Source organism: Pedobacter sp. (genome assembly GCF_039594775.1).
In the GTDB taxonomy this organism is placed as follows: domain Bacteria; phylum Bacteroidota; class Bacteroidia; order Sphingobacteriales; family Sphingobacteriaceae; genus Pedobacter.
This window is the reverse complement of record NZ_JBCNMT010000006.1, coordinates 19,521-32,612: the sequence shown is the minus strand read 5'-3', so window position 1 is coordinate 32,612 and position 13,092 is coordinate 19,521. Positions and strand designations below refer to the sequence as shown.

Annotated in this window: 11 protein-coding genes; 8 read left to right on the top strand and 3 right to left on the bottom strand. The window is 38.5% G+C overall.

The window, feature by feature from the left end:
• Nucleotides 1-2 precede the first annotated feature (2 nt).
• From ABDV71_RS14660 to ABDV71_RS14640, 5 genes are all read left to right on the top strand, one after another.
• Nucleotides 3-746 carry a hypothetical protein gene (locus ABDV71_RS14660; protein ID WP_343533830.1) on the top strand — a complete coding sequence of 248 codons (744 nt, stop codon included), beginning with the start codon at nt 3-5 and terminating at the stop codon, nt 744-746.
• Nucleotides 747-772: 26 nt separating this feature from the next.
• On the top strand, nt 773-925 hold the full coding sequence (locus ABDV71_RS14655; RefSeq protein ID WP_343533828.1) for a hypothetical protein: 153 nt from the start codon (nt 773-775) through the stop codon (nt 923-925).
• Between the two features lie 21 nt (nt 926-946).
• Complete coding sequence (locus tag ABDV71_RS14650; protein ID WP_343533827.1) at nt 947-1,855, top strand: hypothetical protein; 909 nt, start codon at nt 947-949, stop codon at nt 1,853-1,855.
• 916 nt (nt 1,856-2,771) lie between these two features.
• On the top strand, nt 2,772-3,458 hold the full coding sequence (locus tag ABDV71_RS14645) for a DUF4377 domain-containing protein (protein WP_343533826.1): 687 nt from the start codon (nt 2,772-2,774) through the stop codon (nt 3,456-3,458).
• Between the two features lie 267 nt (nt 3,459-3,725).
• Nucleotides 3,726-4,076, top strand: a complete 351-nt coding sequence (locus ABDV71_RS14640; protein ID WP_343533825.1) for a hypothetical protein — start codon at nt 3,726-3,728, stop codon at nt 4,074-4,076.
• A 50-nt stretch (nt 4,077-4,126) separates the two neighbouring features.
• Here the strand turns inward: ABDV71_RS14640 and ABDV71_RS14635 are convergent, their stop codons facing one another.
• On the bottom strand, nt 4,127-4,465 hold the full coding sequence (locus ABDV71_RS14635) for a hypothetical protein (RefSeq protein WP_343533824.1): 339 nt from the start codon (nt 4,463-4,465) through the stop codon (nt 4,127-4,129).
• A gap of 341 nt (nt 4,466-4,806) precedes the next feature.
• On the opposite strand from ABDV71_RS14635, the gene ABDV71_RS14630 reads away from it, so the two are divergent.
• The 3 genes from ABDV71_RS14630 (at nt 4,807) to ABDV71_RS14620 (ending at nt 10,472) form a co-directional block, all read left to right on the top strand.
• Nucleotides 4,807-7,629 (top strand): TonB-dependent receptor, encoded by a 2,823-nt coding sequence (locus ABDV71_RS14630; protein ID WP_343533823.1) that lies wholly within the window; start codon nt 4,807-4,809, stop codon nt 7,627-7,629.
• A gap of 9 nt (nt 7,630-7,638) precedes the next feature.
• Nucleotides 7,639-9,297: a tetratricopeptide repeat protein gene (locus ABDV71_RS14625; protein ID WP_343533822.1), complete on the top strand. Its 1,659-nt coding sequence runs from the start codon at nt 7,639-7,641 to the stop codon at nt 9,295-9,297.
• A 101-nt stretch (nt 9,298-9,398) separates the two neighbouring features.
• Nucleotides 9,399-10,472, top strand: a complete 1,074-nt coding sequence (locus ABDV71_RS14620; RefSeq protein WP_343533820.1) for a phytase — start codon at nt 9,399-9,401, stop codon at nt 10,470-10,472.
• Nucleotides 10,473-10,898: 426 nt separating this feature from the next.
• Here the strand turns inward: ABDV71_RS14620 and ABDV71_RS14615 are convergent, their stop codons facing one another.
• The gene (locus tag ABDV71_RS14615; RefSeq protein WP_343533819.1) at nt 10,899-11,651 is read right to left on the bottom strand and encodes an SDR family oxidoreductase; all 753 of its coding nucleotides are present in this window, start codon (nt 11,649-11,651) and stop codon (nt 10,899-10,901) included.
• Nucleotides 11,652-11,851: 200 nt separating this feature from the next.
• Complete coding sequence (locus ABDV71_RS14610) at nt 11,852-13,054, bottom strand: GAF domain-containing sensor histidine kinase (RefSeq protein ID WP_343533817.1); 1,203 nt, start codon at nt 13,052-13,054, stop codon at nt 11,852-11,854.
• Between the last annotated feature and the right edge of the window lie 38 nt (nt 13,055-13,092).

The window sequence follows — 13,092 nt, the reverse complement described above, 5'->3', positions numbered from 1 at the left end:
CTATGAAAAAACTACTCTTTTTATGCTTGGTAGCCCTAACCTTTAACTTAAAGGCTCAAAACTACCCTAATATTTTAAATTATTCTTTAAACGGTACACCTGTATATGGTGTAAAAATCAAAACAAATCTTCCGTTTACAGCAGGTACGCAAATGCCTACTATAAGTATTGTTGGATATAGCTACATTAAGTCATTAACTATCAACCTTACCTTGTCTTATTATGTTTATGCCACTGATTTTAACGATGCTTCTACAAATTATTTTCTCTATCAAACCGCCTCTTCCTCGGGTGGAGATGCGCCCAGGATATTTTTATCAGCAGAAAATGGCAAAGTGGTGATTTTTATTGATGACGAGGTATATCACCAACGATTTACGGTCAGTGCATATGCCGATGGAATGAGCGAACAGGCAAGCTGGTTTACGGGCTGGACAGCGGTTGATGAAGCAATATCGGGAATTAAAACAGTACAAGTGCCTTATGACAATGCTTTTAGAGGAAATGTGCGTTTTGCCGCCAACGGGATTTGGAATGCAGATGGTAATGTAGGCATAGGCACTGACATTCCTCAAGAAAAACTCTCCGTAAACGGTAAAATCAGGGCCAAGGAGATTAAGGTTGAAGCCGCTAACTGGCCTGACTATGTGTTCAAGCCAGAATATCAGCTCAATACCTTACCAGAATTGGAGCTTATATCAAAGCTAATGGACATTTGCCAGAGGTGCCTGCAGCGGCTGAGGTAGAAAAAGAAGGTGTAGCCCTGGGAGAAATGAACAAAATCTTATTGAAGAAGATAGAGGAATTGACCTTGCACCTGATAGAAAAAGAAAAAAAACTTGACCAGATTAATACGGACCTAAAAAAGAAAGATGAAGCCATTGAGGTTTTAATTTCCAGAATAGAGAGATTAGAAAAGAAATAATAAACAATAGAAAAAAATAACATGAATAAAATTAAATATGTATTGATAACGATGTTGTTTTGCTCTGGTGTAGTTTATGGACAGACAGTTCCAAATATTCCTTATAATTTCCAGAACTTAGATTCGGTGGCTCCCGTTGGACAATTCGTAGTAGGTAATGGCTATAATATGCTAAATGCCCCTTTTGGTGATACGGGTTATTGGAACGTGCTTTCTATGCGTCACGAAAATCCTGGAAATAATTATGTCACACAAATTGCAGGAGAATTTTTTGGTCCTCGATTAGCTTTTAGAAATAACAATAGTGGCTCAAATAAACAATGGAGCGAAATTTATCATAGTGGCAATATCCCTACTTTAAAAACAGCTTTAGGAATTGATCCAAATGTTCTGATAGGATTAGACGGTCCAGCTTTAGGGGTTAATATAAAGGCAAACTGGTCGAACTTAACAGGAGACTGGGCTAGAGGATTTACCATCTCTGATCAAAACGCTAATAGTTTTTTTGGGATTGGTGTATATGGGAACGCCAATAATGGTGCCGCTAATATGGGCAGAGGTTGGATAGGGGAAAGCTATAGTAACAGTTTCATGAATTTTTTACCTAATGGCGATGTAGGCATTGGTACTACCACTCCAAAAGAAAAACTCTCCGTAAACGGTAAAATCAGGGCCAAGGAGATCAAGATTGAAGCCGCTAACTGGCCTGACTATGTGTTCAAGCCAGAATATCAGCTCAATACCTTACCAGAATTGGAAGCTTATATCAAAGCTAATGGACATTTGCCAGAGGTGCCTGCAGCGGCTGAGGTGGAAAAAGAAGGTGTAGCCTTAGGGGAGATGAACAAAATCTTATTGAAGAAGATAGAGGAATTGACACTTCATCTCATAGAGCTAAAAAAAGAGGTGGAGAAGTTGAAGAAGAAATGATTGTTTTATGCTTTTTGGCTTTGATTTTTATCAGTCAATCAATATTATATTCAGGCAGCATTCGCAGAGTTAGGATGGGTCGAACTGGGTGCAACAATAAGGGTATATATACTTAATTAACTCGAAAGATAAATTACATATGGTCATTTGGTTTCTTTTACAAAGCTTACTAACATTTATAAGCTTTATTATACTAATAGCTTTTAGTGATTATTCAGGAGGCGATGTTGGTATGACACCGTTAGCAGTACTCTTAGCGGTGTCAATTCAATTTACAAGCTCAATTGCACTATATTTTGCTACAAGAAATTTAGTTAAAAGTAGCCAGAATTATATTTTTTTTTATCATAGGTATGATATTATATGAATTGTCATTTGCTATTTTTTCTCAAGGCATCCCTATTCTGAATATTTTTACATTCGGATTTAAAGGGTTTATTGATAGATGTTACACTTTTTCATCAATTATCTCAGGTATATGTATAACAATAGTTTTCTTATTTCTTAGACTAAAAAAAGCAAATGATTGAGTATTTAAAATAAAAGCCCAGATATATGGTAAATTGCTGTGCTTCTTTATGCTTATGGGTGTTTACACTCCTCTAGCGCAAGCATTGGCCTATTGGTGCTTATACATTAACCTGTAAATCTTGTCTGGAGATAAAATGAGGTAATTTGTGTCTATGAGCGCCTTAATCATAATTTAATTATACGAGAGCGGACAGTTAACCGTCCGCTCTTTTTGTTAAAGTCAAAATTCAAGCTGTTTTTTACGTAACACTAACTCACTTGAATTTTAACCCCCACAAAATCAGTTATCTTTAATTAGATTTTTCTAATTTTTATGGAAAAGCCTTTTGCTACACATCATATGGTCGAAAAATAAAAATGACCTAAGGGTCAAAAAAATAAGAACATGAAAAAAATAACATCCTTACTGATAGCGCTCCTTACCATTACCCAATTCGCAAAAGCTGCTTCCAACAGTGAAATTATCACCATGGAAATTAAAGAGAACAAAGCAGATTGCACCGGTGTAGGTCCTATGAAATGCTATTTGGTGAAATACAAAAACAGTAAAGACTGGGAATATTTCTACAGTGGTTTCCAAAACTTCAAATACCAAGCAGGATACCGTTACAAAGTACAGGTAAAACGCACCAAACTTAAAAATGTCCCTGCCGATGCTTCTTCGTACAAATATAAAGTGGTAAAAGTATTGAGCAAGAAAAAAGTAAAAGCCGAAAAAGCAGATGCCAAAGTTCTTGCTTTTCTAGATAAGTATAACTGGAAACTGCTTTCTATTAATAACAAAACATTGACCAATAGTACGGCTACTATGAAATTTGATACAAAAAAAGGTACAGTAAGTGGCAATACAGGCTGTAATGGTTACGGTGGTTTGGTACAATTTACCGGAAAAAACAAAATCGCTTTTTCTAAAGTAGTGAGTACACAAATGGCATGTTTGGACAACAATGTGGAAGGGGAGTTCCTAAAACTCATCTCGCTTGAAAACTTAACCTACGATATCGCCGACCAAACTTTTAACCTTTACCATAACCAAAAATTGATAGCCATATTTGGTTTGGTCACTAAGTAAAACTTTATATTGTTGTTTTAATAAAGCCGTCCATAATGGATGGCTTTTTTATTTAATCAACATTAAAGTTTATGCTGCCTTTCCTAAGCATTATTCTCTCCCTTTTAGGGAGAGATACCGCACAGCGGAGAGAGGGTGTTTTCTTTTAAACCTCTCCCTAGCCCTCTCCTTGAAAAGGAGAGGGAAATCGTGAATGCTATACCACAAAAAAGAATAACTACCCCAAAATATGCTAGAGCTTAAAGTTGTAATTAGTATCTTCACTTTATGAAAAAACTGATTGTTACTTTAGCACTTGGCTTCGCCTTTATGGCAGCCAAAAGCCAAACCACGGTATCTATAAAAGAAGTAGTGAACCATGTAGGTAAAGAAGTTACCCTTTGCGATTCGGTATACAGTGCCCGTAGCTTAGAGAATTTAAGCTTGCTCAACTTAGGAGGTAAATTTCCAAAGGAAGTAATTACTGTAGTGGTGTTTAAGGCCGATAGAAGCAAATTTGCAAAGGAACCTGTAGAAATGTTCGAAAACAAGCGTATTTGCGTAACGGGAAAGGTAACCTTATATAAAGAGAAATTACAATTAGTAGTAAATGATCCAAAGCAGATCAAGGCGAATTAATAAAATCAAGACTTACGAAGTTTCTAAAACTTCGTAAGTCTCCTTCAAAACTACCTTGTACAATCGGCGGTCCAAATAGCACCATCCTTAGTAAAAGCTATTTTTAAAGTTCCAGCGGTAATTTTAATGTACTTGCTTTCATCGTTGCCAATAGAAATAGCCTCGTTTTCATTTTTCTGAAACTGTACTCCATTCAAATCAGGAATACCATCCGAAAATTTAAAATCATAATTATTGCCTGTTTTCACTACCGTTACCTTACCGGTCTCCGTACGGATAGATGTTGAACCACTGTTATAACTAATGGTACCGTTATAGGTGCCAACAAATAGATCATTATCCGCAGGGTCATCATCTTTACTACAAGCTAAAAAAAAGAGAGGCATCATCAGTAAGACGGCTAAAAATTTAAATTGAGTTTTCATAATGTTCTATTCTTAATGTTTTTTGGCATTACTAACAGCCGCCAAACACTAAAGGTTTTCGGTTTTTCCATTTTAGGTAGTTAACCTTAACTTATCATTAAGGCAATAGAATGTTAATGGATTTTTTGAATGTTTGCAATGGTTTGAAAAACAAAGCATTGTATTTGAAATGGGCAGTCTTGTTATCGCTATGTTAACGGCTTGTTCATGGTGGTTTCTTTTTTGTAACGCGGTAATTGCGGTGGCTAGTAGGTATAATGTTCAATTTCGTGGCGATAAGATTTTCAAACAAATTAAAAGCAGAAATGAAAACACTTTTTACTTCAGTACTTTTACTATTTGCCGTAGTATTTTGCCACGCCCAGCAAGGTAGTGGTGTCATTACAGGTAAGGTAATCGAAAAAATGACGAAGGCCTCGTTACCAGGCGCTACCGTTAAATTAAATGTGGGTAACCGTTATACCATTTCCAATCAAATTGGAGATTACGAATTTTTGAAAGTGCCAGAAGGTACCTATGAGGTAGAGGTCATCTATATGGGCTATCAAAGCCAAAAACAAAGTGTAACCGTTTCAAAAGGTGGTAATACAGTTATTAATTTTTATTTGGAAGATGGTGCTGTAGCGATGAACCAAGTAACGGTAATGGGCGATAGGTTGCGTGGACAAGCCAGAGCGCTTAACCAACAAAAAAACAAATCTAACATCACCAATATCATCTCGTCTGACCAAGTTGGACGTTTCCCTGATGCCAATATTGGCGAAGCCTTACGTCGTGTACCAGGAATCACTATGCAGAACGACCAAGGCGAGGCCCGTAACATCATTGTAAGAGGTTTGGCACCAGAGCTGAACTCGGTAATGCTCAACGGCGATCGTATTCCATCGGCCGAGGGCGATAACAGAAGGGTACAAATGGACTTGATTCCTTCGGATATGATTTCTAGCATCGAGGTAAACAAAACTCTTACTTCTGATATGGATGCTGATGCGATTGGTGGTTCGGTGAATTTGATTACCCGTGCCTCTCCAAATGGCGAACGTATTTCGGCTACGCTATCTACAGGTTACAATCCTATTAGAGACAAAATGTTGTATACTGGTGGTTTTGTGTATGGAAATCGCTTTGCGAAAAATGCCATTGGTATGGTGTTAAGTGGTTCTTACAACAACAACGTGTACGGTTCAGATAACGTAGAAGCCGTTTGGGCAAAAGATGATTTCGGAAATACCTTCGTAGAAGAAACCGATATCAGAAAATACGATGTACAACGTATTAGACGAAGTGTAGCCGCTGCACTAGATTTTAAACTGGGCGAAAACCACACCATTTATGCCAATGCCATGTACAACTGGCGTGATGATAGAGAAAACAGATACCGTATGCGTATCGACAATATTGCACCGCAATACAACGCCAGCAATGCCATTATCGGTTACAGAGGCCGTATTGGTTTACAAACCAAAGGCGGTATTGACAATGACAGAAATAAAATGACCCGTTTGGAAGACCAACGTGTGCAAAACTACTCGCTGCGTGGTGAGCATTTAATTACTTCGGGCTTGGATATGGACTGGGCAGCAAGTTATTCTACCGCTAGAGAATACCGTCCGAACGAGCGTTATATGCTTTTCAGACAAAGCAACAGAACCATCAATTTTACAGGTAGTCCTGATTATCCATTGTTTACAACCACCAATTTTGACGCAAATGCAGTGGGCTTAAACACCATCTCGGAGAATACCGATTTAACCAAGGAAAGTGAATTTGGAGCCAAGCTTAATTTTAGGTTGCCACTATCTGTTGTTGACGGGCAAAAAGGTCGTTTACGCTTTGGTGGTCGATTGAGAATTAAGGACAAAGACCGTAACAATAACTTCACCAAGTTTGAGCCTATTGATGATGATTTGATTCCTAACTTAGGCCAAATTCCGAACAGTTATTTTGATGGTAAGAAATTTCAGCCAGGTAGCCAATATGTACCAGGATTATTTGCCAGCAGGGCTTATTTGGCAAGTTTGAATTTGAACAATCCAGCCGTATTTGAAGCTACTGATGCAGCTGCAGAGTACTTGGCGCTTAATTACAACGCTAAGGAAAACATATTAGCTGGTTATTTGCGTTGGGACCAAGACTTGACCGAAAAACTATCGGCCATTGTAGGTTTGCGTATGGAGCATACCCGAATTAATTATACAGGTAACGTGATTGAAGAAGAGGAGGAATTAGCTGGTAAACGTACTTCAAAAAATAGTTATTCTGATTGGTTGCCAAGCATAACCTTGAAATATCAGGCAAATGATGATTTGATTTTACGTGGTGCATTTACCACAGCACTGGCTAGACCAAATTACTATGCCCTTACGCCATTTGTGGGCATCATTGCAGGCGATGAGGAAATCTCAGCTGGTAATCCAAATTTGGATGCTACTTATGCCTATAACTTTGATTTAATGGCCGAGCAGTATTTTAAATCAGTAGGTTTAATCTCGGGAGGTTTCTTCTATAAGCGATTGAAAAACTTCATCTACACCTATAGCGATAGAGCTTACACCACTTCAAAATTTGCAAATGACTTCCCTGATTTGGCCAATCCAATTCCTGCAGGTGAGCAATGGGCCTTTACCCAAAGCAGAAATGGTGAAAGCGTAAACGTATATGGTTTTGAGGTGGCTGCACAAAGACAATTGGACTTTTTACCAGGCAAATTTTTAAAAGGCTTTGGTATTTATGCCAATTATACCTACACCAAATCGAAAGCTAAAGGGGTGACCAATAGCGATGGTGAATTGAGAGAAGGAATGACCTTGCCAGGAACTGCGCCACACATGCTTAATGCTTCCTTATCATGGGAAAATAGTCGTTTCTCAGCAAGGATTTCGGCCAACTATACCGCGGCTTATATTGATGAATTAGGGTCTGATACTTTTGGTGATGTATTTTATGATAAGCAATTCTTTTTAGATGCCAACGCTTCCTTTAAAGTATCGAAAGTAGCTAGGTTTTTCGCTGAAGCGACCAATTTAACCAATCAGCCATTGAGATACTACCAAGGTTTGAGCAACCAAAGCAGGCAGATAGAATATTACCGTCCAAGATATAACCTAGGCGTTAAGTTTGATTTTTAATTGTTTTTAATGATGAATGTTAGCAGTAAAAAGAACCAATGGCTTAAAGCCATGTTAGTGATTTTAAGCGTATTTTGTGTAGGGAGAGACCTCCTTGCACAAAATACCACTGCTATCAAAGATATTGGGCATGGTGCTAGTAAACTAACCACGCCATCAGATGCTTTGTTCATCAAGCAAAATGAACTTTATAAGCAAGCAAAAAGTAGCGGCGATTTGCAGGGAGAAGCAAGGGCATTGCAGCACATGGGGCAAATTTGTTACCAAATGGGCTTATTTACCCAATCTTTAAGTTACCACATTAAGGCTGATGAGATTTTTAGAGCCTATAAAAATGAGAAGCAAACGGCAGATAACCTAAATGATTTGGCACTGCTGTTCCTCATCACCAAACAGCAAAAAGAAGCTAAACAGTCTTATTTCAAGGCACTAAGTACCTATCAATTATTTAAAGACAGTACGGGGATTGCTAAAACTTACGCCAACTTGGGCCATTTTTACGAGAAAGTGCTTAATTATGATAGTGCTTACTATTATCAGCAAAAGGCCATGCAGGTGTTTGATGCCATTGGTAATGCCGAAGGAGTAGCGTTGGTACATGAAAACTTGGGCAGCATTTACGAGGATAAGTCGCAGTTTGACAAAGCTTATTTCCATTTTTCAAAAGCCTTGACTTGGTTTGAACAAGGTGGAAATACCGAAATGCTGATTGACGCCTACAATAACGTGGGTGATGTGTACCGTAAGCAGGGGCAATACAACCAAGCATTGCATTATACCCGCAAGGCAGAAAAACTGGCCAAAAGTACCAAATCATATAGCCGTTTAAGTAGTGCCTATCGTGATTTAGGTAAAACCTTTAGCTTCTTGAAGCAAAGCGATAGCACCTTTTATTATCTGGAATTAAGCAGGCAATACTTTTTGAGCTCCTATTCCGAAGAAAGTAAAAACCAAGAGGCATTGTTGAAGGTGATTTATGGTTTGGATAGGAAAGAACTGCAGATTGCCCAAATGGCACGACAGGAAAAAATCGCTTGGGCCATTTACATTGCTTCGGGCATTGCCGCCGTGGTGTTTATTTTGGTCGCCGCCATTATCATTCGTAACCAGCGTCATCGTATTTTAAGGGAGCGTGAAATTAGGGAACGTGAGGAGAAAATTTTGAAGACCAAGCAGGAGCTGATGGAGATTGATTTGAACAACAAAAAAATGCAAGAAGAACATCTCAAAGAAAATCTGCATACCAAAGCTAAAGAAATCACCGCCCATACCCTGCAAACCATTCAAAAAAATCAACTGCTGGAGGACATTAGGGATGCACTTACCGAGATGATTAAAAGCGATGGCCGAAGCTATAAAAAGGAACTGCGGAGCCTGTTGAATAAAATCAATCAGAACTTTCATAAAGATGCTTACTGGGACGATTTTAGGAGGATTTTTGAAGAAATCAATCAAGAGTTCTTTGATCGCTTGCAACAAATCAATCCGGGACTTTCTGCAACCGACATTAAATTCATCTCCCTCATTAAACTCAACATCAATGCAGCAGATATTGCTGCACTATTAAGCGTATCCACCGATAGTTTGCGTGTAGCCCGATATCGCTTACGAAAAAAACTTAAATTAGAGCAAGGCGCTAGTTTAACGGCATTTATACAGTCCATTTAAATCAAGCTGCCTTTTTGTAAAGGCTTGTTCACGATTTGTAACGTTAATTTTTTGTTTTAATAACCACTATGTACAACATTTGTGCATACTAACCATATTAAATGAATACACTAAGTAAATATTTTTTAGCATTGGCTATCTTGCCATTTGGAGCATGTGCCCAGAATCCTCAATCAAAAAACAAAAATAATCCCAACACTGCACAGGCAACAGTAATTACTGAGCAGGTTAAACATGATACGGATGATCCTGCCATTTGGATTAACCCAACCGACCCTAGCAAAAGCTTGGTAATAGGTACAGATAAAGATAAAGACGGTGCTTTGTATGCCTTTGATTTATCTGGAAAAATTGTAAAGAGAGTAGGAGGGATACAACGTCCCAACAATGTTGATATTGCATATGGCATTACGCTTGGTGGCAGGAAAGTGGATATTGCCGTAACTACCGAACGCCAAGCCAATAAGATAAGAATTTTCAGCTTGCCCGATTTATTGCCTATAGACAACGGCGGGATTGAAGTGTTTGCTGGTGAAACCGAGCGTGACCCTATGGGCATTGCCTTGTATACTCGTCCAAGCGACCACGCTATTTTTGCCATTGTAGGCAGAAAAACAGGTCCAGCAGACGGGTATTTATGGCAATATCAATTGGCTGATGCTGGAAATGGTCACATAGGTGCCAAGCTAGTGCGCAAATTTGGGAAATACAGTAGTAAAAAGGAGATTGAAGCCATTGCGGTAGATAACGAGTTGGGTTATGTGTACTACTCAGACGAGCAGGTTGGCGTGCGTAAATATTTGGCTGATCCAGCGGCTAACCAAAATGAGGAATTGGTGCTATTTGCTCAAACAGGATTTTCAGTAGACCACGAAGGGATTGCCATTTACAAAACTGGAGAAAAAACAGGTTACCTATTGGTGTCTAACCAAGGTTCGCAAAGCTTTATGGTTTATCCGCGGGAGGGTAGCAAGGGCAATGCTAATCAATATGACCTCATTGCTGAAATTCCAGTAAGTGCCATGGAAACTGATGGTGCTGATGCAGTTTCGGTAAACTTAGGTACTCAATATCCTGAGGGCATTTTTGTAGCCATGAGTACTGATAAAACTTTTCATTTCTATGATTGGAGAGTGATTGCTGCTAAAATCAAAGCAGCGCAAGCAAAGAAATAGATAACTAAAAGACTTACGAAGTTTCAAAAACTTCGTAAGTCTTTTTAACGTATACAAGAAGCCTGAGCTTGCAAAAGCATTAAAACAAATAACCTGAAAGTTCGATTGTTATTTATTTTTTAGCGGGATGATGCCAACTTTGTTTTGCTGTCCCTGAAATAAATTCAGGGTGACGCCAGATGGACGGTACGTCATGCTGAATTTATTTCAGCATCAGCTTTACAGGCTGTTTTGACAAAATTAATAATCGAACTGAAGTAAATAAAACAATAAAAACTACCTAATGAAAGTTTGTCCGCGAAGCGACAGAACCTTAAATAGTAGCAGGAAATTTATGTGTTAAGTCTAAAAGTCCAATTATAATGAGTAGAAGGTCTTTTTTTTCCGAACTCGCATTATTTGTCTACTTCTTATATTTTCGTTCCTTTAAACAGTCGTATAACCACCATCCGTGATGTAATAAGCACCTGTAGTAAAAGATGTTTTATCCGAACTAAGGAATACCACTAATTCAGCTACTTCTTCGGGAGTTCCCAATCTATTCATCGTCGCTTTAGCGGCAACGGCTTTCAAACTGGCTTCATCCAAATTGTCATCCAATAAAGGTGTACGGATATAACCTGGACCAACCGCATTACAACGAATATTTTTCTGTCCGTATTCGGCACCAATATTTTTGGTTAAGCCCACCACGCCATGTTTGGCTGCGGTGTAGGCCACGCTATTAGGTGCGGCCACGGTGCCGTGAATGGAAGCCATGTTCACAATGCTGCCACCGCCATTTTTCTCCATTTGTTCAAGTTGGTACCTACAGCCATAAAATACCCCACTTAGGTTAATGGCAATTACTTTGTCCCAGCCAACAATATCATATTCGCCAGTAGGAGCCGCAGGGCCGCCAATACCTGCATTGTTGCAAGCAATATCTAGCCTGCCATATTTGGCAACGGTACCTGCTACCAATTTTTTATTGTCTTCGGCGCTACTCGAATCTGCTTTGATGAAATGAGCCTCTCCACCACTTTTCTGGATTTCAGCTACGGTAGCATTTCCATGTTCTTCGTTGATGTCTGATACGACTACCTTAGCACCTTCACGTGCGTAAGCTTCTGCAATGGCTTTACCGATGCCTGAACCAGCTCCAGTAACCAATGCTACTTTGTTTAATAGTAATGACATAAATGATAAGTTTTAATTTGTGATGAGCTTTCAAAAATTTAAAGTCTCACTATTAAAAACAAGTAGTGTCAACGGAAGTTTTTCCTTTAAGGAGAGAGGCACTCATTATGACAGAAACCTGTCAAAAGAGGTAATGGAACTGTTTTGTCTTAAAACTGAAAGTTTCAAAACTTTGTAAGTCTTAATGAAAATATACAATGTTATACCGATGGAATTTTGATGTGAAAACAACTGCCTTGGCCTATTTTAGATTCGATGCTCATCTCTCCGTTAAGCTCGTTCAATAGTTTTCGCACCATAGGCAAACCAAATCCATAGCCCTTTTCGCCAATCGTGCCATTACTGCTTTCGGCCGTACCTTTTAGAATTTCGTTAATAGCCTCTTGACTAAGGCCCTGTCCACTATCCTGCACCTGCATAATTAATGTTTTTTGATTAGTTTCCAGAAACAAGTCCAACTGCACCTTGATGTTGCCATTATTAGGGGTAAACTTAATGGCGTTTGAAATCAGGTTGCCACTGATCTGCATCAGTTTGTCCTTCTTAATCTGTATGGTCTCAAATGCAATATTAACTTTTATATCCAAATTGATTTGTTTGTTGAAAGCTTGTGGCTGATACAATTTGTCCAGTTTTTCTTTAAAGATTTTCAAATTAAAAACCTCGGCAGCACAATTCAGTTTATCCAGAGAGCTTCTTAAAATCTCATCAGCCAAATCCAATACCGATTGCCCGCTTTTGCCCATCATGCCCACCATGTTTTGTAGTTCATCTTTGTGATATTCATCCGTATCGTTGGCAATCATATCCGCTAAACCAATAATTCCTGCAATGGGGCCTCTAATATCGTGAGCTACTTTTTTATAAGTATCTGTTTGTAAGCGCAATTGATTTTGTAATGACCTGATACTGCTGGCATCATTAATTCTGGCAATAATTTGACGAGCAATTATTTTTAACTGCTCAATTTTTTCATCCGATAATTTACCATGAAGTTTATTGTCGATAACGCACAACGAACCAATGTTTAAACCGTTAGATGATTTGAGGGGAACCCCTAGATAATACTTTAAATTCATTGGTTCACCAATAAAATCTTTGGTAACAAAACGTTGGTCTTTAGATAAATCTTCAATTTCCAAATGGTCTTCTTCTCCCAGCGTAAATTGGCAAACCGTATCATCTATGGGAGTTTGATATATTTCGAGACCAAATCGTGAAACAATCCATTGCGTATACGAGTCAATAAATGAAATCAGTGAAATTTCGGTTTCTGTAATTTTAGCTGCCAAAAAACTTAAATCTTTAAAAGTATCGTTTAAAGCAGTATAGTCAAGGTCGAGCTTAAATAAGCTGGCTAACCTCTCAGTCTCATTCGTTGGAATTGTACGGGTGGTTTGCAAGGATTTAATATTTGGTTTGTGTGATGTTTAATTACAAA